Raw genomic sequence first — 25867 nt, 5'->3', positions numbered from 1 at the left:
TGAGCCGCGGGCCATAAGCTGCGGCAGCCAACGCACCGATCATCGTACGCATCAACCACCAGGAGCAGATCCATGAGTATTCCATCCTTTGGCCTCGGTACCTTCCGCCTGACCGGCCAGGCTGTCATCGATTCGGTGAAGTCCGCGTTGGCCCTGGGCTATCGCGTGATTGATACCGCGCAGATCTACGGTAACGAAGCCGATGTCGGCCAGGCGATCGCCGAAAGCGGCGTAGCCCGCAGCGAACTGTTCATCACCACCAAGATCTGGGTCGACAACTACGCCGCCGACAAGCTGGTTGCCAGCCTGCGCGACAGCCTGGCCAAGCTGCGTACCGACTATGTCGATCTGCTGCTGATCCATTGGCCGGCCCCAGGCAATGGCATCGAACTGGCCGAATACATGGAGGCCCTGCTCGAAGCCAAGAAGCTGGGCCTGACCCGCCAAATCGGTGTTTCCAACTTCAACATCGAACTGACCAAGCAAGCCATCGCCGTGGTCGGCAAAGAGCAGATCGCTACCAACCAGATCGAGCTCAGCCCCTACCTGCAAGGCAGCAAGCTCACTGCGTTCCTCAAGGAACAAGGGATCAGCGTCACCTCCTACATGACCCTGGCCTATGGCAAGGTACTCAAGGACCCGGTGCTGGCCGAGATCGCCGCCAAGCACAAGGCCACCGTGGCCCAAGTCGCCCTGGCCTGGGCCATGCAACTGGGCTACGCGGTGATCCCGTCGTCCACCAAGCCGGAGAACCTGGCCAGCAACCTGCTCGCCCGCAGCCTGCGCCTGGACGAGCAAGACATGGCGCGTATCGCCACCCTTGAACGCAATGGCCGCGAAGTCAGCCCTGACGGCCTGGCGCCAATCTGGGACTGATGCCATGACCACGCCCCTCGAACGCCTGACCGCCGGTGGTTTCAGCATCGGCCTGGAAGCACCGCTGGACCATGACTGGACCCCGGCCGGCGACCAGGCCCGGCGCCAAGCTGGCCGCCTGCCCGGCGAACCCGACCTCAAGCAGCATGCCTACCTGGCGCAACTGGCTGACCGCCTGGGCTTTCGCGCCCTGTGGATCCGCGACGTGCCGCTGTACGACCCGTCGTTCGGCGATGCTGCCCAGGTGTTCGAGGTGTTTTCCTACCTCGGCTACCTGGCCGGGGTCACCCGCGACATCCTGCTGGGTACTGCTGCCGTGGTCTTGCCGATCCGCGAGCCGTTGCTGACCCTGAAGTCGGCCAACAGCCTGCAACGCCTGAGCGGCAATCGCCTGCTGCTGGGCGTGGCCAGCGGTGACCGGCCGGTGGAGTACCCACTGTTCGGGCGGGATTTCGAGGGGCGCGGCCATAACTTCCGCGAGCAGGTCGCCCTGCTCAAGGACGGTGCCAACGGCCACCTGCCCGAGGGCATGGCCGTGCTGCCAGCCAGTACCTCGTCCCTGCCCTTGCTGGTGGCGGGCCTGGCCCAGCAAAGCCCGGCCTGGATCGGCAACCACATGGATGGCTGCCTGGCCTACCCGGGCACCCCCGACGACCACCAGCGGCGCGTTGCCGACTGGCGCTCGGTGGCGGGCAACAAGCCCTACAGCAGCTTCATCCACCTGGACCTGGCCGAGCGTGCCGACGAACCCATGCGCCGCTGGCGCTTCGGTTTTCGTGGTGGTCGCAACGCGCTGATCGCCGAGCTCAATGCCCTGCGCGCAGCCGGTGTCGACCATGTCGGCCTGCATCTGCGACGCAACGTGCGACCACTGGACGAAACCCTGCGGGAGATCGCCGAGTACGTACTGCCACAATTTCATGCCACTGCTGCGACTGCATCACACCCACAACCGGAGGCCATTTCATGAGCAGTTCCCCCCAGATACCGGCCTTCGCGGGCCGCAGCTTCCAGGTCGCCTACGACGGCCTGGTGGCCCATAACATCTATGCAAGCGATGGCCTGAGCATTCGCTACGCCATCGTCTCCGGCCCCTACGCCGGTGCCAGCGGCGAAGCCGCGTGCCAATGGCGACAAATCGCCGATGGCGTCTACGTGATCTCCTGGCAAGAAGCCGACGGCGCCACCGTGGTACATGTCGACGACTTCGCCCGTGGCCATTCCCAGGCCTTCTTCACCGCCAGCGACCTGAGCTTCTATCGCATGGAGGGCCCCTTGACCGCCCTCTCCAGCCAGGAGTACGCGCAATGAAACCCGGACGCGTTCTCTTCGCCCTGGCCATCGGGGCCTTCGGCATCGGCACCACCGAATTCACCCCCATGGGCCTGTTGCCAGTGATCGCCGAAGGCGTCGGTGCGAGCATTCCCAGCGCCGGCATGCTGGTCACCGCCTACGCCATCGGCGTGATGGTCGGCGCGCCGATCATGACCCTGTTGTTCAGCCGCTTCGGCAAGCGTGCGGCGCTGATGATGCTGATGGGCATCTTCACCATCGGCAACCTGCTCTCGGCCCTGGCGCCGGACTACTACACCCTGCTGGCCTCGCGCCTGGTCACCAGCCTCAACCATGGCGCCTTCTTCGGCCTCGGTGCCGTGGTGGCAGCCAGCGTGGTCCCCAAGGAGAAACAGGCCAGTGCCGTGGCCACCATGTTCATGGGCCTGACCATTGCCAACATCGGCGGCGTGCCGGCGGCCACCTGGCTCGGCCAGCAGGTCGGCTGGCGCCTGGCCTTCGCCGGTACCGCGGTGCTGGGCCTGCTGGCCATCGCCGCGCTGTGGTACGCCTTGCCCAAGGGCGAGCGTGGCAGCGTGCCCCATGTCCGTCGTGAACTGGCAGTGATTGCCCGGCCCAACGTGCTGTTGGCCATGGCCACCACGGTGCTGGGCGCTGGCGCCATGTTCACTCTCTACACCTATGTCGCCCCGGTCCTGGCACAGCTGACCGGTGCCTCGGACAGCTTCGTCACCCTGGGCCTGGTGCTGATCGGGGTCGGCTTCACCCTGGGCAACAGCCTCGGCGGGCGCCTGGCCGATTGGTCGCTGGATGGTTCGGCGCGAATCTTCCTCGGCGTGCTGGCCGTGATCATGGTGCTGATGCCCCTGGTGCTGGGTAACCACATCACCGCGGCCCTGGCGCTGCTGGTGTGGGGCATGTTCACCTTCGCCGTGGTACCGCCACTGCAAATGCGCGTAATGATCGCCGCCGCCGAGGCCCCGGGCCTGGCCTCATCGATCAACGTGGGTGCCTTCAACCTGGGCAACGCAGTGGGCGCCGCCCTGGGCGGTGCAGTCATCAGCCAGGGCCTGGGTTACGCTGCGGTGCCCGTGGCCGGCGGCTTGCTGGCTGCCGCCGGGTTGTTGCTGGTATGGCTGGGCGGACGCCGCAAGGTCAGCGATGCCGCCGTCAGCGACGCGGCATAGCAACTGACCGGGGTGAAAACCCACTCCAGCCTCCGGGGGATGTACTCCGGTCGACATGAGGCGCCCAAACCTCATGGGCGCCTCGAAGACAGAACCCGGGGATTGCCTGCGCAATACCGCGAGATTTGTGCCTGATCCTGCAAATGAGCACAGAAGCGGATCTATCTACGGATAAGATCTGCGGGTCAGCTCAACAGGTCGTGATCAGCCATGAACACCAGCGCGCTCAAGGAAATTACCCAGCTCATCGCTCGCCATGCCGTCGACGAAGGGGCCAGCAGTACGGCCAACCCCAGTCTGGAAGTGGCGCGCCATACCACGCGCCAGACGGCGATCAGGTGCCCACAATCGCCGTTCTTTGGCATGGTGGTGCAAGGCCGCATGAGTATTCAGCTAGGAGAAACGATTCGGCACTTCGCCCAGGGCGACTATCTGTTCGTGTCATTCAGCGTCCCTGTGGCCTTCCACATCATCGAGGCCAGCGAAGACCAACCCTGCCTCGGGTTTGGCATGGCGATCACCCCGGAGCGCCTGCAAGAGGTGCTCGCCCGCATGGACATTCCGCCACATCCGGCGGCCACCCATGAGGCCTGCAGCGTAGTAGTGGATCGATTGAACCCTGAGCTGCTCGACGCGACGCTGCGCCTGCTGCGTCTGCTGGATGCTCCTGGCGATATCCAACCCCTGGCGCCCCTGATCGAGCAAGAGATCATCTACCGGCTCTTGTCCAGTCCCTACGGCTGTCGCTTGCTGCAACTGGCAGTGGCAGACAGCTCCACCAATGGCATCACCAAAGCCATCGACTGGCTGCGCAAGCACTACGTGCAACCCTTGCGCATACCGGAGCTGGCCGACCAGGCAGGAATGAGCGAATCCTCGCTGCATCACCACTTCAAGGCCATTACCGGCCTTACCCCAATGCAGTATCAAAAACAGTTCCGGCTGCACGAAGCGCGGCGGCTGATACAGATAGAACGCCATAACATCGGTAATGCAGGTTTTGCCGTTGGCTACCAGAGTCGCTCGCAGTTCACCCGTGAATACAGTCGATTCTATGGGGTGTCGCCATTGCAGCATCTCAAAGACCGCGAGGCATGACCGGGCTTCCCGGCAATACCGCACTCGCTCTGCAGCGGTGGCCGGGCTGCCCGAGCATCAAGGCCGGTTGAGCGCAGGTTGCGCCAACCGGCTTTGGAGCAGCGCTACACGTCGTCGGTGGTTGCCGTCCGCACGTGCTCCATGCTGCTCTGGCCATGCTGGATCAACTGGCGACCAGACAGCTTGCGCAGGCCAACATAGAACACTGGCGTCAGGAACAGACCGAACAGCGTGACGCCAATCATCCCGGCAAGCACCGTAATGCCAGTCACTGAGCGGACTTCCGCGCCGGCACCGTGGGAAAACACCAGTGGGATGGTACCGGCGATAAAGGCAACCGAGGTCATCACGATCGGCCGCAGGCGCAGGCGGCACGCCTCCAGGGCCGCCTCGACGATCTCCCGCCCCTGGAACTCCAGCTCCCGGGCGAACTCGACGATCAGGATCGCGTTCTTGCAGGCCAGCCCCATCAGCACCACAAGCCCGACCTGCACGAACGTATTGTTGTCACCACCGAGCAACTTCACGCCGAACAATGCCGAGAGCACGCACATCGGCACGATCAGGATCACTGCCAGCGGCAAGGTCCAGGACTCGTACAGCGCAGCAAGTACCAGGAAGGCCAGGAGAATCGCTACCGGAAACACGACCAACGCAGCCTTGCCCTGGGTGGACTCCTGGAAGCTCATGTCGCTCCACTCGAAGTCAAAACCATTGGGTAGTACCTTCCTGGCGACCTCGGAGATCTTCTCCATCGCCTGGGCCGAAGACAACCGCCCGGGATCGGCCTCGCCCGAGAAGTCCGCCGCCGGATAGCCGTTGTAGCGCAGCACCGGGTCGGGTCCGTAGGTCTGGCTGACCTTCACCATCGAAGCGATCGGCACCATTGCCCCCTGCTCGTTACGCGTCTTCAGGTTGCCGATGTCCTCGACGCGCTTGCGGTAGTCGCCCTCGGCCTGGGCGTATACACGCCAGGTACGACCGAACAAGTTGAAGTCGTTGACATAGCTGGAGCCCAGGTACACCTGCAGCGTCTGGAACAGGTCTGCCAGCGCCACGCCCTGGGTCTTGGCCTTGACGCGATCGACCTCGACATCGATCTGCGGCACGTTGGACTGATAGCCCGAGAACGGAAAGCCCATGCCCGCTTCCTTCATCAGCGCCCCTTGCAGCGCCCCGGTGGCTTGTTGCAAGGCGCCATAACCCTCGCCGGAGCGGTCCTGGATGAACAGCGAGTACCCCGCCCCGGTACCCAGGCCAAGAATGGGCGGCGGGTTGATCACGAAAGCCATGCCCTCCTGTACGCCATTCATCTTGGCCTGGATGTCGCCCATGATTTGCTTGGCGCTGCGTTGGCGCTCGTTGAAAGGCTTGAGGATCACGTAGGCCACCGCATAGTTCGGTGTGTTGGTCTGCTGGATCGGGTTGAAACCGGCAAACGTGAGTACATGGGCGACACCATCGATGGCCAGCGCCGCTCGTCCCAGTTCATTGATAACCGCATCCGAGCGGGTGATCGAGCTGCCCTCGGGGAGCTTCGCGATACCGACCAGGTAGAGCTTGTCCTGGGTCGGGATAAAGCCCCTGGGCACGTTATCGAACAACAGGCCCGTACTCGCCAATAACAGTCCATAAACCGCGAACGCCGCACCGCGCTGCCTGAGGATACGTGCCACGGCCCCTTGATACTTGTTCGAACTGGCGTCGAAAAAACGATTGAACGGTGCGAACAGCCACCCGAAGGCCCGGTCGATACCCCGTGAGAGCGCATCCTTGGGGGCATCGTGACCCTGCAGCAGCCTGGCCGCGAGCGCCGGTGACAGCGTCAGCGAGTTGATCGCGGAGATCACCGTGGAAATGGCAATCGTCACGGCGAACTGCTTATAGAAAGTCCCGGTGACACCGCTCAGGAATGCCATGGGTATGAATACCGCGCACAGGACCAGGGCGATCGCGACTATCGGCCCGGAGACCTCCTTCATCGCCTGGTGTGCGGCAGCCAGCGGCGTGAGACCTTCAGCGATATTGCGCTCGACGTTCTCGACCACAACGATCGCGTCGTCGACCACGATGCCAATGGCCAGCACGAGGCCGAACAAGGTCAACGTATTGATCGAGAACCCCAGCACATGCAACACCGCGAACGTACCCACCACCGACACCGGCACGGCTATGAGCGGAATGATCGAGGCTCGCCAGGTCTGCAGGAACAGGATTACCACCAGCACCACCAGCACAATGGCCTCGGCCAGGGTCTTGACCACGGCGTCGATGGCCTCGCGTACGAAAATCGTCGCATCATAGTCCGATCGGTAGTCCATGCCGGGAGGAAAGCTTTTCTTCAACTCCTCCATCTTGGCGATCACGTTGTTACGCACGTCCAGCAGATTGGCCCCCGGCGCCTGGAACACCCCGATCACCGGGGCCTCCTGGCCATCGAGCCGGGTGCGCAGGGTGTAGTCGCTGGCGCCGAGTTCGATACGCGAGACATCGGCCAGGCGTACGATCTCACCGTTCGAACCACTCTTGAGCACAATGTTGCCGAACTCATCGGGGGTGCGCAGGCGCCCCTGGGCATTGATCGCAATCAGGAAGTCACTGCCCCCGCGGACCGGTTCGGCACCGAGCTGGCCGGCCGAAACCTGCAGGTTCTGATCCTGTATCGCACGCAGGACATCGCCTGCGGTCATGTTTCGCGAAGCGACCTTATCTGGATCGAGCCAGACACGCATCGCGTAATCGCCGCTACCGAAGAAACGCACCTGGCCAACGCCCGGTATACGGGCGAGCTGATCCTTGATCTTGATGTTGGCGTAGTTGCGCAGGTACAGGCCGTCGTAGCGTCCATCCGGAGCAACCGGGGTGATCATCAGGGCGAAGCTGGGTGACTGCTTTTGCGTGGTCACGCCAAGGGCGACCACTTGCGCAGGCAAGCGCGGTTGAGCCTGGGCCACCCGATTCTGCACGTCCACCTGGGCCTTGTTGGGATCGGTGCCGGGTTCGAAGGTGATCGTCATCATCAAAACACCATCGGAGCCGGCCACCGACTTCATGTACATCATGTTCTCGACGCCATTGATCTGCTCTTCCAATGGCACCGCCACAGTCTCGGCGATCACCTTGGGGTTGGCACCGGGATAGGTGGCGGTGACGACCACCGTCGGCGGCACCACCTCGGGATACTCACTGACCGGTAGCAGGGGAATGGCGATGAGCCCCACCAGGGAAATGACGATGGAGAGCACCGCTGCGAAGATGGGTCGATCGATGAAAAACCTGGAAAAATTCATGGGCTGTCGTCCTCACTTCGCCGTGATCGAAGCGGGGGCGCCCATGGCCACCGTGCTGGCATCCACCGGTGCGCCGGGGAAGAAGATCTTTTGCAGGCCGGCGACGATGACCTTGTCCTCTGTTGTAAGCCCGGCCTGCACGATGCGCAGGCCGTCAGCAAAACCACCTAGGGTGACGTCCTTGCGCACGGCCTCGTTTTTCGTCCCCACTACATAGACGTACTTGCGATCCTGGTCAGTGAGGATTGCCTTGTCGTCGATCAGCATTGCGTTGAATTCAGCGCCGGCCTCAAGTTGCACCCGGGCATACAGCCCTGGAGTCAACAGACGCTCGGCATTGGGCACCACCGCGCGCAAAGCGATGGTGCCCGTGCCCGCGTCGACCTGGTTGTTGACGAAGTCCAGCACGCCGACGTGGGGAAAACCCGTCTCATTGGCAAGGCCGATACGCACCGGGTTGGCTGAGTTGCGTCGCTGGCCGGTGCGGGCCAGCGCCATGTAGCGCAGGTAGCTCTGCTCGTCCGGCTGGAAGTAGATATAGACCGGGTCCTGGGAGACCACGCTGGTCAATAGGCTCAGATCAGCCTGGACCAGGTTGCCGACCGTGAGCATGGCCCGGCCGACTCTCCCGGCGATGGGCGAGCGAACCTCGGTGAAGCCCAGGTCGAGCTGCGCCCTGGCCAATGCCGCCTCTGCTGCGCGTACATCCGCGGCGCCCTGGGTGGAGGCCGCGCGGCGGGTGTCGAACAACTCGCGTGAAATCGCATTGGCGGCCACCAGCACCTGGGCACGCTGCTCTTGCACCCGGGCAAGCTCTGCCGTTGCACGGGCTCGAGCGAGCTGTGCCAGCGCGTTGTCATAGGAGGCCTTGTACGGCCGCGGGTCGATCCCATAGAGCAGATCGCCAGGCTTGACCTCGTCACCCTCCTTGAACGCGATGCGCTCCACATACCCGCTGACCCGCGCCCGCACCTCGACCGCATCGGTGGCGGCGATGCGCCCACTGAACTCGTCCCACTGCCGCACCGGCTTGACCACGACCTGGGCCGCACTGACCTGGGCCGCCGCGGGGGCTAACGCTTGGCTGTTATCGTCGCTGCAGCCGGCAAGTGCAGCAGTGATGGAGGCGATGATAGCCAGGGAAGACCCCGGCCCCAATGAGATCCAATATCGCTTTAGCTCAGGCACAACCATCTCCTTTGATTGATTTCAGAGTGCATCTCGCCATGCGTTGGCTCAGCAGACTCAAGGTCTCTGCGAGGCGCACACGGGCGTTGAAATCGAAAGAGGGAATGAAAAATAAGTTGCACAGGACGCAACTTGCACGATCCGAAAGCCTGGCTGCTGGCTTCAGCTGGCCTGCTTTGACTTCCGGCATGTGCACGATGCCATCCAGGTCCTGGAGGGCGTTACATTGATCCCACGAGAGCCGTGCCTGATCCTGCAAGCGGATGCAGGCGCACGCTTAGCGCCAATGGCGCGGGCCGGACGAAGGCAAGGCAGCCTTCATCCTGAGCGAGCATGGGTGAATTGGCTTGGAGGGCCGGCCCGGGCACAGGTGCCGCCCGGATCCGCAGGTTTTGCATTCAGGCCACTCAATGCCCGATAGCGCTGGCTGGCGAAGCGCCCAGCCGGGTGATGTAGTCGACCAGGGCCTGGCGCTCGCTGTCCTGGCGAACCTGCAGGGAAATCCCGCGCATCCAGATACCCAGTGTCCCGGCATGTTCTTCGCTGCCACGGGTGCCCTGGGCATAGTGCTCGAGCTGGCGGTGCAGGTACGCGCCGTCGAGAATATTCAGCCTGGGCGTCTTGAGGTGGGCAAAGCCCTGGGCCTGTGGGCCATGGCAGCTCGCGCAGGTTCCCTGGTACAGCTCCCGGCCCTGGGTGACGTCTGCAGCGCTGGATGCCCCGGGCGAGGTGAACGCCAGTCCAGAGTAGTACGTGGCCAGGCTGGCAAAGGCGCTATCGTCCAGGCTCGCCACCACTGCGCGCATCTGCGCCCCATGGCGGTCGTTAGCGTCATAGCCACGACGCCCCGCCTTGAAATCCCTGAGTTGCACCAGCAGGTATTCGGCCTGCTGGCCCGCCAGGCGTGGTGCCCCCACCAGGGCGTTGCCCTCGCCCTGGGCGCCATGGCAGGCCGTGCAGGTCTCGACTTGAGGTGGTGTAGCGGCCTGGGCATTGCACAGCGCCGCAAGCAGGAGTAGCCCGGCGCAGAGGCTTGTCTTCATCGATTCAGGTTCCGTGTTGTTGTTCTTGCTGGGCGATCCGCTGCAACAGCCGGTTGCGGACCTGCTCGACATCAGCCGGCACGGTTCGCCGCCAGGCCTGTACCTCGGCCTCGGTGTATGGCTTGAAATCATCGGGCAATTGAGCGGCACTGAAACGCGCCAGCATCCAGTTCAAGACACCGGCCAGGGCCTGATCGGACAGGCCCGAAAGCGCGGAACCCGGCACCTGTACCAGATACTCCCGCCCCCCCGGGACCTGAAGGAACTTGCCCAATTGCCCGGGGAAACCCGGGACCTGGCGCTGCGGATTACCCTCGCCCCCCGGCAAGTGGCAACCCTGGCAGTTGAGCATGTAGTCCAACTGTTCCTGCCCGGTAGCCTGGGCCGTAGCCGCCAGCAACAGGCCCGCCCAACCTGCGCAACAGGCCAACAGCCTGGCCCGGCCGCTGGCCATCACGGCTCCTTGACCCCGATCACCACCGACAGTGAGCAGTGATAAGGCATGTCCGCGTGGCTTCCCGAGCACCAGTTCAGGTCGTTGGAACTCTGTGGCCGATACAGCGGGGTATCGCCCTGGTCGCGCTGGCATACGCAGCGCCCACAGCTGCTCTTGCCACAGCAGTCGTTGTAGGAGATCACATAGTCCCGACCGTCTGCCGGATTGCGGCACGTGCCGATCCAGGTGATATCCGAGCGCACGGTGCCGGGCGGGCAACTATTGACCGTGCCGCCGCAACACCCGCAAAGAAAACCGTCGATGGCGCAATAACGCCAATAGTCGCAGCTGTTCGGGTCACCCGATTCCACCAGGCCCGAGCCCTCCTGGGCAAAGGCGCCACTGCGAAACACTGGCAGCAGGGTGGTCGCCCCGACACCGATCATCAACGTGCCCAGGCCACCGAGAAAACCTCGCCGAGAACTGCCACGGGCGACTCGCCGGGAGAACATCTCGGCCGCGTCGTCGAACCACTTGATCGCCATGCTCAGTGCACCTCTTTGTAAAGGGCGTCATTCGGCGCGTTGAGTGCCGCCTGGTAGGCCTGGATCGAGGCATGCCCCAGGTCCTGGGCCTCCAGCAAACTTTCCAGGTGCTCGCGGGAATTGATCAGGCCATGGGCCGCTACCGCTCCGCTGGCGTCGATCAGCACGCCGTAGGGCAACTTGCTGATCTGGTAGGCCAGCCCCACTTCCTGGGAGAGCACGTAGGGAAATGCCCACAGTTGCTGGGCTTCGATGAAATCTCGATGGGCCTGCAGGTCGCCATCACTGGCCAGGACAATCCGCAGCCTGGCCCGCTCGTGCTGGGCCATGGACTTGAGCACCGGCAACAGGGTCTTGCAGACCGGGCAAGTCTCGGAGAGAAAAAACAGCAGGGTCGACTGCCCCGCCGTGCTGGCCCCGCCGAGGTTGACCGAACCACCGGTCAGGCTGGGCAAGGTGAAACGTGGCGCGACCTCACCGGCCTTGATCGCCTTGCCCAGGGACAAGGCGCCCACGGGCCTGATCCTTTCATGCAGTACCCCTACCTGGCGGGCCAGAGCCCATACTGCGAGCACCAGGGCCAGGGTCATCAGCCAGGAAAACACATTGGAAATCATCAGCGCCTGGGTCATGTTCATCACAACTCCTTCAACAAGGCGTGGTTGGAAAGCAGCAGGTGCGCCAACAGGTAAAGCGCCGAGCCCACCATAAGCACCAGGACCAGGACCAGGGCGTCGAACCAGGACAGCGGCCTGGCATCCATCGGCAGCAGCAGGTTCAGCGCCAGCAGGATCAACAGCAGGTTGCGCCAGACCAGCGCCCGGCTCGGCGGTTGAGCGGTGGCTCCAAAGTGGCAGCCACAGTCTTGGATCGACCCACCGCGCTTCAGGCTGGCGGCCAGTACCAGGGCGTAAAGGACTAGCAAGGCAAGCGCAGGGAGCGCACCGGCGGGCAGCCAGGGGCTGCACAGCAATCCGGCGGCGGCCAGCAGTTCCATCGGCGGCAGCAGACGCTGCACGACGCGACGCAGGCCAGGCCCCAGCCAGCGCCCCAACCCCTTGGCATAGCCCTCGAGTACCAGGACGAACCCCTGGGGATGGCGCAGTTTCTGCAACCCACTCGTCGCCAGCAGCAGCGCCAGGGCACAGGCACTGGCCATATGCACCAACGGGTCTTGCAGGTACGTGGTGATCACCATGGCATCACCACATTCATGAAGCCGAGCGGAATGTCATCGACACTGCGCAGATGCTGGCCACTGTCGGCGTCATAGAGGTTGATGTTCTGGCGCAGCAGCGGATTGAGCCCCGCATCGCCTGCAGTGAAATAGACCCAGAGCGTGAACAGCTTCGGCAGCGGCACCACCCAGTCCAGGCTGTACAGCCGCGGATGTGGCCCCTGGCTGACCCCAATGGCGGTGCTCTGCTCCTTGAGCTCGATCCGCGCCAACCGCTGGTGGCTGCGTACGTCGTAGACCCACACCTCGCTGCCGGGCTTCTGGTAGTTCTCGGGCGTGTCCTTGTGCATCAGGACGAACAGCCGGCCGCTGTCAGCGTGCAACGCCGTGCCGTGATTGCCCGCGATGCTCCAGCCGTCAGCACGTTCTGCGTCGCTGACCAGCGACCATTGATCGGCCAGCATCACGCCCTGGGCATCCATGCGCAGGCTGTAGCCATTGTTTTTCTGCGAAACGAAGAACCAGTTGTCGCCCCTGCGCCAGCCAGTGGTCAGCAACAGGTCCTTGAGAGGGTCGAACACCGGCGCGGTGCGCTCCTGCAGGACGACATGCCCCTGCTCGTCGAGACGCAAGTGGAAGAATCCACCATTGCCGCAAATGGCATGAAAATCCCGGGGGCCAGCCGGATAGATAGAGGCGCAACCGGGGATCGCCACCTCCTCCACGAATCGTCGGTTCTCCAGGTCGACGATGGAGATCGACTGGGCCGGCGTGAAGTTCAGGACCAGCAAAAAACGCTCGTCATCGGACAGTACGCTCAAGCCCGTGGAGATCAGCGCGGTCATGCGCTTGGGCGGGATCGGGATCTCGAACTTGGGGCCCAGGGTCCGGGCATCGTAGACACTGACCACATCCGAGCGCTGGCCGCGCACGCCCCGGCTGAAGTAGATCTCGGTGGAATACAGCTCGTCGCGCCGGGTCGACATCACCAGGCCATTGGACCAGGTTCCAGTGCTCAAGAGGCCCAGGCTGCGGCCGTTGTCATCGAAGAGATAGGCCCGGCCATCGACCATGTTCGGGGCGTTGCTGCCCCAGATCCAGAACCAGTTCTGGCCGCGGTGGTCCCCCAGGACCTCGACCCCGGCTTGCTCTGGAACGAACTCGGCGGTAGCCGTGGAAGCGATGGCCGTGAGCGAAACGGCACACAACAAGTAGCGCAATGAACGCATCAGCATAAGAGAAAGATTCCGTGGCGCCGGCCCTTGGTGGGCGATCTGTTTTGCCGGAGTCTATCGATGGCGATCGGGCGGCGACTTGACTGGCGATGACAGCCGTCTTGCCATCCGGCGCCAGTCTCGCAACGCACTACACTTTCAAGGCTGCGGGCACATCCTTCGGCCAAGGTCGCGCCCAGAAGCGGGACTTGACTTGCCTCGCAGATCGCTGTGCAGTGTGGCGCACAAGAACAAGGGGGCGACATGACGGTAACCCGCAAGACCAAGACTTTCCCGGCGCAACCTGCTCCCCGACCTCCCACCCAGGCCTTGTCCGTACGCACCGTATGGTCCGAGAATTTCTTCCGCCGCTTCAGATCGGTATTCGCACCTCATCTTGCAGCACTGGGGATCGACACCCGTCTGTTGGAGCAGGCCGATGTGGAAATACCCGGCGAGCACTACATCGCACTCTGGGAAGCCGCAGGAGGAGACAATCCCAACATTGGCATCGAGCTGGGCAGCCAGACCGAAGCCGATGACTTCGGCGCCCTGGGCCATGCCCTGCATTGCGCTACCAGCGTCGAGATGGTCTTGCGGACCCTGCAGCGCTTCATCGTGGTCTTCGCCCAGGAGTCGATGATCGACTTCGAGTTCGATGTGCGCCCGGCGTATGTCGAGTACCGGGTCAATGCCCCCACGATCCTCTATCGCCGCCAGGACTCGGAATTCGCCATTGCCTCGATCCTGCGCCAGCTGAGCCTGATCACCGGAGCCTGCATCAAGCCGGTACGGGTGGACTTCGAGCACGACAAGCCCGCCGACACCTCGATGCACAAGCGCGTCTTCCAGTGCCCGGTGCATTTTCGCCAGGCCTCGAACCGCATTTACTTCACCGGCGATACCCTTCAGTTGCCGGTGGTCAGTGGCAACGAGCGCCTGTACCAGGCCCTGGTGCCTTATCTGGAGCGGGAACGCCAGAGCCGCAGCATCGGCGATGAGATCCTGCCTCAGGTCACGCACATGATCGCCGCGGGAATGAGCAGCGGCGCCCTGTCGCTGGTAGACATCAGCCAACAACTGGGGCTTAACCGACGGACCTTGCAACGTCGCCTGAAGGACCATGGCATCGAGTTCTCGTCGCTGATCGAAGACGTACGCCGGGAGCTGGCCCTGGCCTACATGAAGGGCTCGGACTACTCGGTGACGGAAATCTCGCTGCTGGTGGGGTATGCCGAGTCCAGCTCCTTCACCCGGGCCTTTCGTCGTTGGACCGGCCACTCCCCCCAGCAGTACCGCTCCAGCTGCCAGCGCTCGTGACTCCCCGCCCCTGACGCGTTCGGCCGGTAACACTGGCACCCCCGGACAATCCAGCGGCCAGGCAGGCCGCTACCCTCGACCACACCTTTGGTAGCCGGCACTCGGCCGCCCGGCAGTGCTATCTCCGGGCGCCTGCCGATTCCGGTCGCCGACGGCCATGGCGCACCCCCTTGCACCGCCAATCGCTGCGCCGTCACCTTCGACAACGAGAACAAGAACATGACATTCGAGCGAGACTTGCGCCTGGAACACCGTTCCTTCTGGCAGCACGAGCATGGCCCATACTCAGCCAATCCCCCGCTGAGCGAGAACCTGGACGTCGACATCGCGGTGATCGGTGGCGGCTTCACCGGGCTCAATACGGCCTGGCAGTTCAAGCAGGACAATCCCAATGCCCGTGTGGTGGTGCTTGAGGCGGCCGTCATCGGCTTTGGCGCCAGTGGCCGCAATGCGGGTTTCAGCACCAAGCTGTTCGGCCTGGAACCGGAGTTGGTGCTCTTGCGCTGGGGCAAGCAGAAGATGATCGATGCCCATCGCTACCTGCAACTGGCGGTGGCACATACCCGGCAATTGATCCAGACGCACGCACTGGATTGCGATTATCGCCACACCGGCCTGATGCGCATCAGCTACTCGCCACAACAGTCGGTGCGCATGGGCAAGACCTACCAGCTGTTCCAGCAACTGGGCCTCGACGGGGACATGCACTGGCAGGAACAGGCCCAGGTTCGCCAACAGTTCAACTCCCCGCGCTTTGGCGCCGGCATCCATGAGTCCGATACTGGCTACCTGAACCCCTGCAAACAGGTGCGGGCACTCAAGGCCCTGGCGGAATCGGCCGGGGTCGAAGTCTACGAAATGACCGCCGTGACCCAAGTCGAAAGAACCGCGGCGGCCATCCTGGTCCACACTTTGGGCGGCAGGATCAAGGCCGACAAGGTGGTCCTGGCTACCAACGCTTATTCGCGCGAGCTTCCCGGGCCGGATGGGCTCAGGGAGCGCCAATATCCGCTCTGGACCTATCAAGTCGTCACCGAACCCTTGAGTGACGAGCAATGGCAAGAGATTGGCTGGCGACAACGCGAGGCCTTCGGTGACAACCGGCAGATGCTGCACTACTTCAGGCCGACGACCGATGGGCGGATCGTCATGGGCGGCGGTGATGTGTTGCCCCAGAAGGGCCTGGCCCGGGAAGAAACGCCCTCGCCCGCGACCTGGCAGCACTGCGAAGCCCACCTGAAGTGGATCTACCCGCAATTGGCGAACACCCGGATCGACTATCGCTGGGGAGGACCAGTGTCGGTGAACCTGGACATGGTGCCCGAGATCAGTTTCATCGGCGATGAGCGCATCATCTACTCGGGTGGCTGTTTCGGGCACGGCGTGGCCCTGACCCACCTCAATGGCCGCACCATCGCCGACCTGCTCAACGGGCGCAAAACCGAATTGAGCGAGTTCTGGATCGTCAACCGCAAGTCGTTGCCGATGAACAGCGACACCTTGTCATTCTGGGGTGGCAAGGCTGCACGCCAGGCCCTCAAGGCCTGGGATTGGTGGGAGGAACGCCGTCTCGAAGCCTGACCGTATGGCGGGTGAGGATTGACGGCGCCGAGGCGACCTTGATAATGCGACCAAATAGTCGCATTATTTTCAAGATCGCCATGACTCATGACCGTACCGCCTGACTACAGGGACTACGCCGCGAACAGGTTCTGGTGGCGGCCATCCATATAGCAGGGAAACGTCATGGCGTGCATCGGACGCTATCTGTTTACCCTCAACCCCAATCACATTCAGGCCTGCAATATCATGCTCAACGACACCGCTTCAAAATGCCCTTCTACGATGGGCTTTTTTTTGCAAAATAATGAGACGGAGCACTCCGTTAATTTAATGAAAACCCTTTTCAAGGGCGGTCGCCTGTTGTTGCTGGTGGCCGGCGCCTTGCTGGTCGGCGGGTGTGGCAGCCCGCCCGTAATACGCTCAGGCCAGGCCTTGAGCTACCAGGGCCTGCAAAAGACCGGCGAACGCGGCATGGGCATTACCCCCAATGCCGCTCACCACGGCCAGTACGTCCAGGTGCTGGTCAAGCCGATACAGATAACCTCCGCGGTCGCGAGGGACACCTCGCCTGAGGTTTCGCTTGAAGTGGACAGGGCGCTGCAACAACGCCTGGAGGCCGAGTTGAGCCGTCACTTCATGCTCTCCCCGCGCGCCAATGGCAGCAACACGCTGGTGGTCAGGGTACGAGTGATGCGGATTGCCGAAGCCTGGCCGGTGATCAATGCCCTGGCCACGCCACTGCTGGGACCGGTGAAGAACGGCGGGCTGTCAATCGAAGTCGAGGCGCTCGATGCCCGTACCGGCCGCCAGGAGGCCCTGCTGTTGTTGGCCGACGACGCCGGCTTCTTCGACATCCTCGATAGCTACCAGCGCGCGGCCCATGCCAAGGCCCTGGCACAGGAGTTCGCCACTGAAGCCGCGACGTTCCTGGCCCCACTGGGACATGCCAGGCGATGAAACAACGCCTGCGAGACCCGTCGCACGCCACTGCAGTCATTGAAGAAGAGAGATGAGCATGTCTGGAAACCCATTGGGCTTCAGGAAAAAACTTGGCCTGTCGTTACTGGCGGTGGTGTTGCTTTACTGGATTGCCCTGCCTATCTTGCCGTTCCTCGATATTCCCCAAAAGACCCTGGTGATCTCTGTATTGGCAATAGGCGGCGAGTTGCTGACCCTGCTGGTGATCGCCATTCTCGGCCAGGAATACTGGGCACAGATCAAGCAATGGTGCAGGCAGCAGTTTGAGTGGGCCATGCGCAAATTCAAACGTGGTGAGTGAGAACATGACACAGGCAAGTGCCCTGAGCGCACGTGAGGTCTGCCAGCGGTTGCGCGATGCTGCCCTTGGCATCCACCTATTGCAACGAATCGAGATGGCAAATGCCGGCGACCAGGTCCTGGTGGACATCGCCGGCTGGTGCCTGCTCCTGGACCTCGATGGCCCACGCCTGCTGCACTGCCTGTGCTGCACCACGGTCGAAGGAAGGCAATGGCGGCTCGATAACCGCCAGCGCTTCGGTACAGACCCGGTCAGTTTGCTCAGTACCTGGGAGCTGGCCCGGATCGAGCAACTGCTCGGCACTACAATCTGAGCCTCGCGCCGACGCCTGCCGGGGCGCGCCAGCGAACTACAGGCAGTCCTGGGCGGTTCGCTCGAAAGCCGATGGAGTAAAGCTCGAGGCCAGCAAATGGCGCTCGTAGAGGAATACCTTGCCACCACCCTGTGCCTTGTAGGCTTCCAGCACGTTATTGGCCGCTACTTTGCTGACGACCACGATCCGATAGCTGCGCTGGGTCTGGGAGACCACCGGGACCAGTGCCTGCTCCTTCAGTTTTGGCACCACACAATCGGCATATTCGGTGGGAGTCTTCTTGGTCTGCATGACCAGTGTCGGATCGTTCGGTGCCGAAGCACAGCCGGCCAGCATCAGGGAAACAAGGGTCAAGGCAGCAACGGGTGAAGCACGCATCGGTGAAATCCTGGAATAAAATCTGGTTCGTTGCGCAACGGTTCGGCGTCACGGCGCTGCCGTTGCGTTCATTAATGGACTCCAGAAGCCGACTCTTTGGCCAGCCTCTGCGACGGCGCGCATTTTCCACTGTCGGTCGGCAAATCAGAATATGCGTTTTTTGATTGTTACTATCACTTGAACCGATAGTTGTGCCGCGTGCAGACTGCCAGGCAGTCCGATTACAACTAAAAAAGGAATTGCTCGTGCGAACTTTCGACCTTATCCGTGACGCTGTCCTGCCAGAATTTCGTGAGCGGGTAGCCGATTACCTCATCGACTATGAAACCGCCCTGGCCGACCCGGCCACCGACCCGCAGGTACGCCGTGAAGTGGCCTATCAGTTGCGCGGCTATCTTCGCGGGTTGAACACCACACGGGTACTGGGCATGGCGGATTGGGAAGAACTCGACCGCCGGGTGATGGCCTCATGGCTGGCCCCGCAATGAGCGGCGCCAGGCCATAGCCGGATCGAAGCCTAGGACTTGCTCGCCGCAAGGTAGCCGGCCAAGCGCTGCGCCATTTGCGCACCAAGGGCCTGGAGCCCGCTCATGGGCCGCACCATCACCTCGAACTCGACGATCTTGCCCTGCTCATCGAAGCGAATCATATCGATGCCCTTGAGCTGCCTGTCGCCTACCCTGGCGCTGAACTCCAGCACCACATTCAGGCCATCGGCCGTGGCCAGTTCGCGGTGATAGGCGAAATCCTCGAAGACCTCGAGCACAGTCCCCAGGATGGTCGCCACCACCGGGGCCCCGGGATAGGCCGTATGGGCCATCGGTGAGCGAAACACTACAGCGGCATCCAGCAGTTCAGGCAAGTCGCCAAGATCCCGCCGCTCGATCATCGCGTGCCAGCGCTGCAGGGAAGCTTGGGCCTTGGAGTGCAGTTTCAATTCCGACATCGGGTTCTCCTCTCAAGCATCGGTGATGCTACTCAGGTTCCGTCGCCCAGCTTGCCTGGGGACGGCGTAGTGGCTCAGTTGCCAGGCCGGCAACCGCGCGCTGCGACCCAGGGCTGGCGCAACACGGTCGCCACCTCCTCGGCCCAGATTCCATAAGCCAGAGCCCCAGGATGAAAACCATCCACGGCCAGCATGTCGTCGTGCAGTGGTAGCTCGCCGGCCACCAGGGTTACCCCGGGCTGCGCTTGGCTCCACTGGCCAAGCAACTGGTTGAAGCGTTGCGCCCTGCTCCCCAGGTACCAGCGCAAAGGCTGCGGCAGGGAAGCAAAGGCATGCATCGGTGGCACGCAGGACAGCAAGACCCGGGGGGCTGCGAACTTTTTGCGCAGCAACGCCACCAAGCGAGCCACACAGCTCATCCAAGCCCTGGCACCGATACCGCCGGTGACATCATTGACACCGACGCAAACCAGTACGGCGTCGAAATCCTCGGTATCGCTGTCTTCGATTCTTTGCAGCAATGCCGGGGTATCGAGCCCGGATTGGGCAAGCAGGCGCCAAGACAGGGTGAAGTGCCCGGACAGGCGCGCTGCCAATTGGCCAGACAGGGCGTCGGCCTGGTGCATCACCCCCGCTCCGGCGGCGGCCGAATCCCCTATGATCAACAACCGCAGCAAGGGGCCGGCACCACAGGCGCCGGATCGTTCGCCAGCAGGTTCTGCAAGCCGTGGAGTGACCCTGCGCACATAGCGCCCCTGGGCCAGCAGCAACGGCGCCAGGAGCAATCCGGACAGGCTTTGCAACATGATTGACGAGCCCCATGCAAGAGATGGGATGCAGGCTAAGGCGCAATCTTATCAGCGTCAAGATTAATCGCCGTGGTAGGATTTCGCGCTTTTCAGGCCCCTTCAGGCCATACCGGCGAACTTCCCATGACCAAGAACTCCCCACGCTCGCGCGACTCCTACCACGTGGGCAACCTGGCACCGCAGCTCCTGGCTGCCGCCCGGGCAATGCTGGAGGAAGTGGGACCGACCCGGCTTTCATTAAGAGCGGTTTCCGAGCGCGTGGGCGTCAGTGCCACTGCCGCCTATCATCACTACGCCAATCGTGCCCAGCTGGTCGGCAGCCTCGCAGCCGAAGGGTTTCGTGAGCTGGCAGCGGTACTGGTGTTCAACGACAGCACCGTCGACGGTACGCAGAAACTGCGCAACGCCTGCCTGAGCTACTTCGGTTTCGCTCGGCGCAATCCGGCGCTGTACCAATTGATGTTCGGCCCTGAGTTCGCCACCGGCGAAATGCTCCCCGAGCTGTCCATCGCCCGAGAACAGGCCTTCGGCGAGTTGCGGCGCATCATCGCCGAGTTACTGCACCTGCAGGTGGACGAGCCACAGGTGCGGCGAGCGGCCCTCGCCGGCTGGTCCTACACTCACGGCCTGGCCTCCCTGGTTATTCAGGGTGTCCTGGATTTCCCTGAAGGCACCACCGATGAACGCTTCGTGGACAGCACCCTGCAAGGTTTCCAGCAGTTGTTTCAGGCCGGTCACCCGGGTTGAACCCATCGGGTGGCGATGAAGGTGCTCCTGGAACCAACGTCTGGAACGCGACTTGAGTGGCGGTTTTCCTCATCCAATCGCTGATTGGCGTTGAAGCCATCGACTATTTCTGCACAATGCGTGCATTTCACAACTGACACGAGGTCCACTGATGCTCTTGACCCCTCAAGACGAACGACTCATCAAGGCGCTGGCCCAGGCCATCGTCGACCGTCCGCGGGCGACCCTCAAGGAGCTGGCGGAACTCGCCGGAGTGAGCAAGGCCACCCTGCACCGCTTCTGCGGCACGCGCGACAAGCTGCTGCAGATGATGGAAGACCACGGCCAAGGCGTACTCAATCGCATCATCGATAGCACCGACCTGCAACATGACGAGCCCGTAGCCGCCCTGCGCTCGTTGGTCAGCGAGCACCTGGCCCATCGCGAAATGCTGGTGTTCCTGCTGTTCCAGTACCGCCCCGACACCATGCTCAACGACGGCGAAGACGAACGCTGGCAGTTCTATACCGATGCCCTGGATGCGTTCTTCCTGCGAGGCCAGCAGTTAGGAGTGTTCCGCATCGATATCACCGCCCAGGTCTTCACCGAGTTGTTCCTCACCCTGATCTTCGGCATTGTCGATGCCGAGCGCCGTGGCCGCGCGGCCAGCGCCAATTCGGCCAATGTGGTGGAACAGATGTTCCTCCATGGCGCCATTGCCACCACCAAGCCTGCCTGACGGGCTGTCCTCCCCCATTCCAGTGCATTGCCGGCACACAAAAAAGCCCCGCGGTCCGAAGGCCGACGGGGCAAATTGGCTGGTTGCGGCCAACCAAAGGAGCTGGACCGGCACATCCATCCGTGCCTTGACCTATGGCAGAGCAACGCGGCCAGGGCACTTCGTGCTGTTTGGGCTTGGGAGGGTGTCAGCGCCGTCCCTGCACACGGATTACCGATGAAATATCCGGAAAAGTCCGAACTGGCGACAAGATACTTCGCAGCCGCCAATGAGTCAATATTGACTCAATTGATCCATTTGTAACCTTAGATGCCGGCGCAGTCCTGCTTCTTTTCCTGTCAATCCAACTCCCTGCCAGCTGTTTCGGGTGCCAACTTCAACCCCGCCAGGGACAGTACGATAGCCGCGAACATGTACCAGGCCGGGGCATTCGGACTGCCAGTGAGGCTGACCAGTGCGGCAGCGAACAACTGGGTGAACCCTCCGAAGACCGCCACGCCGATGCAGTAGGCGATGGACATTCCACTGACCCTGATCCGGGCCGGAAACAATTCAGGCAAGAGCGCCATGTTAGGGACGATGGTGTAGGTCAAGGGGATGCTCAGCACTGTCACGATCGCCAGCAGCATCAGGATATTCGGATACAGATTGACCAACAGGAACGCCGGGTAGATGGCAACCAGAAGGATGGGCAGTGGCCAGAAGATCGACTTGCGTCGCCCGATGCGGTCACTCAACCGCCCCGCATGGGCGGACAGCAGCAACGGTGGCAGGCAAGCGAAGATAGCCGCCCAGGTCGCCACAGCCAGGGGCATGTGCAAGACACTGATCGCATGGTTCGCCAGGTAGAACTGAATGGTATAGATAGGCACGGTGGCACCGGTCACGAGCAGCACTCCGGCCACTATCTGCCTCGGGTGGCGCAACAGCAGCTTGAGTTGGCGTTCGCCCTCCGGCTCCTGGCGTACCAATTTGCGGTGCACCTCGGTCTCCGGCAGCCGGTGGCGGATGTACTCGCTGATGGGAATCGCCAGGATGCCGACGGCGAATACCAGTCGCCAGCCCCAGCTATCCATGGCCTCGGCGCTCAACAGACTGCTCAGGCTCATCACCAGCACCCCGCCGAAGGCGATGCCCAGGCTTTGGCTGAACGTCTGCCAACTGCAGTAGTAGCCCCGGGAATCCTTATCCGCATACTCCATCAGCATCGTCGTGGAGCTACCAATCTGCCCGCCTACAGCAAACCCCTGGACCAGACGTGCCAGGATGATCACCGCCGGCCCAAGCAGCCCGGCCTGGGCGTAGGTAGGGGCCAGGGTGAACAACAGCGAGCCGCTCGCCATCAACCACAAGGTCAGGCGCAACGCCGCCTTGCGCCCCACACGGTCGGCATACAGGCCGATCAGCAAACCGCCTAGCGGACGCATGACGAAGCCGGTGCCAAACACCGCCAGCGACAGCATCAGGGGAATCAGCGTGTGATCGCCAAAGGGAAAGAACAACCGGGCCATCAGCGTTGCCAGCATGCTGTAGACCAGGAAGTCGTAGAACTCCAGGGCATTGCCCAGGCAGATCGCGGCAATCGCCCGGTAATGCTTGGGCCGGGGCGACTCAGTTGCCGCATCGAGCAGGGTCGTGGTCGTTGTTTTTGTTGTTGTCATCAACGGTTCCTCTCAGGCGTTCGATTCAGGCCAGAAAACGCTCGGCCAGGCGTACCCAGAAGCTGGCGCCCAGGGGCAAGATTTGATCGTTGAAGTCATATTCCGGGTGATGCACTTCGCAACTGCCCGCGCCGTCGCCATTGCCGATCAACAGGTAGCAGCCGGGCACACGCTCCAGCCAGTAGGCAAAGTCATCGCTGGCACAAATCGGTTGCAGGCCCTGCACCAATGCGTTTTCGCCAAGCCAGTCGCGAATCACCCCGGCGGCCAGCGAACTGGCCTGCTGGTCGTTGACCAGGACCGGATACCCCTCACCGAAGATCACCCGGGCCTTGGCGCCGAAGCTGCCGGCGTGCAGTTCGGCCAGGCTCTGGATTCGCGCCCGGAGCATCTGCCGGACCTCAGGTCGCAAGGCCCGCACGCTCAGGCGCAACTCGGCCTGCTGGGGGATGACGTTGGCGGCATCGCCCGCCAGGAATGCACCAACGGTCACGATGGCCATGTCACTGGGCGGTACATTGCGCGACACCAGGCTTTGCAGGGCCATGACCAGTGAGGAACCGATCACCACCGGGTCCACGCTCTTGTGCGGCATGGCACCATGACCGCCAACACCTTCGATGAGAATGACGATGTTGTCGGTAGACGCCATGCATGGACCGGCCAACACCCCGAACCGGCCAACCGGCATGCCTGGCGAATTGTGCAGCGCGAAAATCCCATCGCAGGGAAACAGCTCGAAGACGTTCTCCTCCAGCATGCGCTTGGCGCCAGAGCCTCCATGTCCTTCCTCTGCCGGTTGGAAGAACAGATGCAGGGTGCCGCGCCAGCAGCGATTGCGAGCCAGCTCACAAGCAGCGGCCAGGAGCATCGCGATGTGCCCATCATGCCCGCAGGCATGCATCTTGCCGGGTGTGCGGCTGCGCCATGGATGTTCGCCCTGCTCGGTTATCGGCAACGCATCGAGCTCTGCCCGCAGCCCCAGGCTAGGGCCATGGCCATTGTGCAAGCTAGCCACTACGGCAGTCTCGGCCAGTTCCAGATGGACCTCGTAGCCCCACTTGCGTAGAAGCTCGACCACCCGCTCACGGGTAAGGAACTCTTCATATCCCAGCTCCGGCTGGGCATGCAGCGCCCGTCGCAACTCGATCATTGCCGGAGTGATTTCAGCGATTCCGGGACTTATCCGGGTTTCATGCATGGTGTCGTGTCCTGAAGGTCTATGTGACGTGCAGCGCATGGACCGACCCCGGTCCATTGACCTAACCTAGCGCCGGAAAATGCCAGGCATAAGCCGCAAAAACGTTGTCGTGACAACCGTTGGTATTCAGGAGCCCCCAGTGAAACTCCATCAGTTGCAGGCCTTGGTGGCCGTTGCCGAGGGCGGCGGAATCCGCGCCGCTGCCCGCCGCCTGGGGGTGTCCCAGGCGGCAGTGACCCGAGCCCTGCGGGAACTGGAAGAAGAACAGGGCTTGGCCCTGTTGGTCCGCCATACCGGTGGGGCCCGCTTGACCCCGGCCGGTAAGATCCTGCTGCCACACGCCACGCAGATCGCCAGCCAGCTGCAAAAAGCCCAGGCCGACTTGGCCAGCCTACGAGGAGAAACGCCCTCGCGACTGTGCGTAGGGGTGACCCCCTGGCTGGGCCAGACCGTACTCGCCAGCACAGTCCAGGCCTTTCGCCAGGCGCTGCCCAAGGTCCAGCTGGAGGTCTATGAAGGCCTGCTGGCCGTCAGTCTGCCGCTGCTGCGCAATGGCTTGATGCACTTGGCCCTGGGGCCAGCCGCCCCCTTGCCCCCCCAGGAGTTCGTGCACATGCCCCTGGCACGCTACCGGATGAAGGTCCTGGCGGTGCACGAGCACCCACGATGCTCGGCGCGCTCGCTGGCCGAGTTGCTGGAGGATGACTGGGTGATCAACTTCAGCCAGTCCAGCCAAGCGCCACTCATGCACCAGTTATTCGAACGCCACGGCTTGCACATAGACCCCGGGCGCATCGTCTGTGCCCAGTCCAGTGCCATGCTCAGCAGCCTGATCACCGATGCCGGGATGCTCGGCTACTCCCCCGAACCCATGATGCTCTGTCCTCCGCTGCAGGGCAGGGTCCGGGCGTTGACCCTCGAGCAACCCCTCGAGGAGAGCGAAGCCAGCGTGATCCACCTGCGTGACCAGCCCCTGGATTCGGCCGCCCAGTGTTTCGTCCAGTGCCTGCAGGACACGTTGAAGGCCTGCAATCGCTCCCACAGAGAGGCGCAACGGCAGTTGGCCAGGATGCTCAGCCTGCAGTTTTGAACCGCCGGGCCACGGATGGCATGATGCAAACCTTGCGCAGCGACCGCCCCGAACGGCCCTGCCCTTGTAACCCCCTCGAACAAGAGAGCCCCATGGCAAACCAAGATATTTCCTTCCTGCCCGATCCGGACGCCGACTCCATTTCCTCCGACGTCGCAGGCTTCGGCGGCCTGCTGGTCTCCACCCAGATCCCGACCCATGCCGACGGCAGCCTGGAACTGGGCGACATCACCCTGCAAAGCGAGTGCACCCTGCAAGCGCTGAAGGTCGCGCTGGAGCGCGCCGGCAGCTCCATGGACCGGGTCCTGCACCTGACCATCTACCTCACCGACATGGCCGATCGCGCAGCCTTCAACGAGGTCTACCAGCGTTTCTTCGCCAAGCCCTGGCCAGTTCGCGCGGCCGTTGGCGTAGCGGCGCTGGCAGTGCCGGGAATGCGCGTGGAAGTCACCGCGATGGCCGCCAAGGCCTGATGCCAAGCGGCTGCGCCCAGTG

The 25867-nt window shown here is 62.8% G+C and carries 28 protein-coding genes; 15 read left to right on the top strand and 13 right to left on the bottom strand.

Annotation, left to right across the window (positions count from 1 at the left end):
• Positions 1–72 precede the first annotated feature (72 nt).
• The 5 genes from dkgB (at position 73) to C4K39_RS14990 (ending at position 4454) form a co-directional block, all read left to right on the top strand.
• Complete coding sequence (gene dkgB, locus C4K39_RS15010) at positions 73–876, top strand: 2,5-didehydrogluconate reductase DkgB (RefSeq protein ID WP_053129602.1); 804 nt, start codon at positions 73–75, stop codon at positions 874–876.
• Positions 877–880: 4 nt separating this feature from the next.
• Positions 881–1846, top strand: coding sequence for a TIGR03571 family LLM class oxidoreductase (locus tag C4K39_RS15005; RefSeq protein WP_124346820.1), 966 nt, complete (start codon positions 881–883; stop codon positions 1844–1846).
• Positions 1843–2187 (top strand): MoaF-related domain-containing protein, encoded by a 345-nt coding sequence (locus C4K39_RS15000; RefSeq protein ID WP_124346819.1) that lies wholly within the window; start codon positions 1843–1845, stop codon positions 2185–2187. The genes C4K39_RS15005 and C4K39_RS15000 overlap by 4 nt, the downstream gene beginning before the upstream one ends.
• A complete protein-coding gene (locus C4K39_RS14995; RefSeq protein WP_068576153.1) occupies positions 2184–3356 on the top strand; it encodes an MFS transporter in 1173 nt (390 codons plus the stop codon). The genes C4K39_RS15000 and C4K39_RS14995 overlap by 4 nt, the downstream gene beginning before the upstream one ends.
• A 210-nt stretch (positions 3357–3566) precedes the next feature.
• Positions 3567–4454 carry an AraC family transcriptional regulator gene (locus C4K39_RS14990; RefSeq protein ID WP_068576152.1) on the top strand — a complete coding sequence of 296 codons (888 nt, stop codon included), beginning with the start codon at positions 3567–3569 and terminating at the stop codon, positions 4452–4454.
• Between the two features lie 104 nt (positions 4455–4558).
• Here the strand turns inward: C4K39_RS14990 and C4K39_RS14985 are convergent, their stop codons facing one another.
• From C4K39_RS14985 to C4K39_RS14950, 8 genes are all read right to left on the bottom strand, one after another.
• Positions 4559–7744, bottom strand: a complete 3186-nt coding sequence (locus tag C4K39_RS14985; protein ID WP_068576150.1) for an efflux RND transporter permease subunit — start codon at positions 7742–7744, stop codon at positions 4559–4561.
• Between the two features lie 12 nt (positions 7745–7756).
• On the bottom strand, positions 7757–8932 hold the full coding sequence (locus tag C4K39_RS14980; RefSeq protein ID WP_225926501.1) for an efflux RND transporter periplasmic adaptor subunit: 1176 nt from the start codon (positions 8930–8932) through the stop codon (positions 7757–7759).
• 407 nt (positions 8933–9339) lie between these two features.
• Positions 9340–9975 (bottom strand): c-type cytochrome, encoded by a 636-nt coding sequence (locus C4K39_RS14975; RefSeq protein WP_068576146.1) that lies wholly within the window; start codon positions 9973–9975, stop codon positions 9340–9342.
• A 4-nt stretch (positions 9976–9979) separates the two neighbouring features.
• A complete protein-coding gene (locus tag C4K39_RS14970) occupies positions 9980–10429 on the bottom strand; it encodes a hypothetical protein (RefSeq protein WP_068576144.1) in 450 nt (149 codons plus the stop codon).
• Positions 10429–10950 (bottom strand): methylamine dehydrogenase light chain, encoded by a 522-nt coding sequence (locus C4K39_RS14965; RefSeq protein ID WP_416220684.1) that lies wholly within the window; start codon positions 10948–10950, stop codon positions 10429–10431. The genes C4K39_RS14970 and C4K39_RS14965 overlap by 1 nt, the downstream gene beginning before the upstream one ends.
• A gap of 8 nt (positions 10951–10958) precedes the next feature.
• The gene (gene mauD, locus C4K39_RS14960; protein ID WP_225926500.1) at positions 10959–11594 is read right to left on the bottom strand and encodes a methylamine dehydrogenase accessory protein MauD; all 636 of its coding nucleotides are present in this window, start codon (positions 11592–11594) and stop codon (positions 10959–10961) included.
• A complete protein-coding gene (locus C4K39_RS14955; RefSeq protein ID WP_124346817.1) occupies positions 11594–12154 on the bottom strand; it encodes a MauE/DoxX family redox-associated membrane protein in 561 nt (186 codons plus the stop codon). The genes mauD and C4K39_RS14955 overlap by 1 nt, the downstream gene beginning before the upstream one ends.
• Positions 12148–13368, bottom strand: a complete 1221-nt coding sequence (locus C4K39_RS14950) for an amine dehydrogenase large subunit (RefSeq protein ID WP_124346816.1) — start codon at positions 13366–13368, stop codon at positions 12148–12150. Before C4K39_RS14950 ends, C4K39_RS14955 begins: the two co-directional genes overlap by 7 nt.
• 243 nt (positions 13369–13611) lie before the next feature.
• On the opposite strand from C4K39_RS14950, the gene C4K39_RS14945 reads away from it, so the two are divergent.
• The 5 genes from C4K39_RS14945 (at position 13612) to C4K39_RS14925 (ending at position 17822) form a co-directional block, all read left to right on the top strand.
• Entirely contained in the window at positions 13612–14667 is a 1056-nt protein-coding gene (locus tag C4K39_RS14945; protein WP_124346815.1) for an AraC family transcriptional regulator, read from the top strand.
• Positions 14668–14886: 219 nt separating this feature from the next.
• Complete coding sequence (locus tag C4K39_RS14940; RefSeq protein ID WP_124346814.1) at positions 14887–16248, top strand: NAD(P)/FAD-dependent oxidoreductase; 1362 nt, start codon at positions 14887–14889, stop codon at positions 16246–16248.
• A 312-nt stretch (positions 16249–16560) separates the two neighbouring features.
• The gene (locus C4K39_RS14935; RefSeq protein WP_164487288.1) at positions 16561–17187 is read left to right on the top strand and encodes a DUF3313 family protein; all 627 of its coding nucleotides are present in this window, start codon (positions 16561–16563) and stop codon (positions 17185–17187) included.
• Positions 17188–17245: 58 nt separating this feature from the next.
• Positions 17246–17509, top strand: coding sequence for a transporter suffix domain-containing protein (locus C4K39_RS14930; RefSeq protein ID WP_068576184.1), 264 nt, complete (start codon positions 17246–17248; stop codon positions 17507–17509).
• A 4-nt stretch (positions 17510–17513) separates the two neighbouring features.
• On the top strand, positions 17514–17822 hold the full coding sequence (locus C4K39_RS14925) for a DUF7693 family protein (RefSeq protein WP_124346812.1): 309 nt from the start codon (positions 17514–17516) through the stop codon (positions 17820–17822).
• A 36-nt stretch (positions 17823–17858) separates the two neighbouring features.
• Here C4K39_RS14925 and C4K39_RS14920 read toward each other — a convergent pair whose 3' ends face one another.
• Positions 17859–18200: a hypothetical protein gene (locus tag C4K39_RS14920; protein ID WP_068576131.1), complete on the bottom strand. Its 342-nt coding sequence runs from the start codon at positions 18198–18200 to the stop codon at positions 17859–17861.
• A gap of 245 nt (positions 18201–18445) precedes the next feature.
• On the opposite strand from C4K39_RS14920, the gene C4K39_RS14915 reads away from it, so the two are divergent.
• Positions 18446–18688 (top strand): hypothetical protein, encoded by a 243-nt coding sequence (locus C4K39_RS14915; RefSeq protein ID WP_068576129.1) that lies wholly within the window; start codon positions 18446–18448, stop codon positions 18686–18688.
• 29 nt (positions 18689–18717) lie between these two features.
• Here the strand turns inward: C4K39_RS14915 and C4K39_RS14910 are convergent, their stop codons facing one another.
• Together C4K39_RS14910 and C4K39_RS14905 are read right to left on the bottom strand one after the other, a co-directional pair.
• Positions 18718–19146 carry a nuclear transport factor 2 family protein gene (locus tag C4K39_RS14910; protein ID WP_124346811.1) on the bottom strand — a complete coding sequence of 143 codons (429 nt, stop codon included), beginning with the start codon at positions 19144–19146 and terminating at the stop codon, positions 18718–18720.
• A 74-nt stretch (positions 19147–19220) separates the two neighbouring features.
• On the bottom strand, positions 19221–19952 hold the full coding sequence (locus C4K39_RS14905; RefSeq protein WP_124346810.1) for an SGNH/GDSL hydrolase family protein: 732 nt from the start codon (positions 19950–19952) through the stop codon (positions 19221–19223).
• A gap of 126 nt (positions 19953–20078) precedes the next feature.
• Between C4K39_RS14905 and C4K39_RS14900 the strand changes: the two genes are divergently transcribed.
• Together C4K39_RS14900 and C4K39_RS14895 are read left to right on the top strand one after the other, a co-directional pair.
• On the top strand, positions 20079–20702 hold the full coding sequence (locus C4K39_RS14900) for a TetR/AcrR family transcriptional regulator (protein WP_068576182.1): 624 nt from the start codon (positions 20079–20081) through the stop codon (positions 20700–20702).
• 151 nt (positions 20703–20853) lie between these two features.
• Entirely contained in the window at positions 20854–21420 is a 567-nt protein-coding gene (locus C4K39_RS14895) for a transcriptional regulator (RefSeq protein ID WP_068576123.1), read from the top strand.
• A gap of 338 nt (positions 21421–21758) precedes the next feature.
• Here the strand turns inward: C4K39_RS14895 and C4K39_RS14890 are convergent, their stop codons facing one another.
• Together C4K39_RS14890 and C4K39_RS14885 are read right to left on the bottom strand one after the other, a co-directional pair.
• On the bottom strand, positions 21759–23081 hold the full coding sequence (locus C4K39_RS14890; RefSeq protein WP_124346809.1) for an MFS transporter: 1323 nt from the start codon (positions 23079–23081) through the stop codon (positions 21759–21761).
• A 25-nt stretch (positions 23082–23106) separates the two neighbouring features.
• A complete protein-coding gene (locus C4K39_RS14885) occupies positions 23107–24282 on the bottom strand; it encodes a M20 aminoacylase family protein (protein WP_124346808.1) in 1176 nt (391 codons plus the stop codon).
• 139 nt (positions 24283–24421) lie between these two features.
• On the opposite strand from C4K39_RS14885, the gene C4K39_RS14880 reads away from it, so the two are divergent.
• Together C4K39_RS14880 and C4K39_RS14875 are read left to right on the top strand one after the other, a co-directional pair.
• Positions 24422–25372, top strand: coding sequence for a LysR family transcriptional regulator (locus C4K39_RS14880; RefSeq protein ID WP_124346807.1), 951 nt, complete (start codon positions 24422–24424; stop codon positions 25370–25372).
• A 92-nt stretch (positions 25373–25464) separates the two neighbouring features.
• Positions 25465–25845, top strand: coding sequence for a RidA family protein (locus C4K39_RS14875; protein WP_068576115.1), 381 nt, complete (start codon positions 25465–25467; stop codon positions 25843–25845).
• The last annotated feature ends 22 nt before the right edge of the window (positions 25846–25867 follow it).

The organism is Pseudomonas sessilinigenes, assembly GCF_003850565.1.
GTDB lineage: Bacteria > Pseudomonadota > Gammaproteobacteria > Pseudomonadales > Pseudomonadaceae > Aquipseudomonas > Aquipseudomonas sessilinigenes.
Note: the sequence above shows the minus strand (reverse complement) of the source record. Positions and strands in the feature narration are given on the sequence as shown.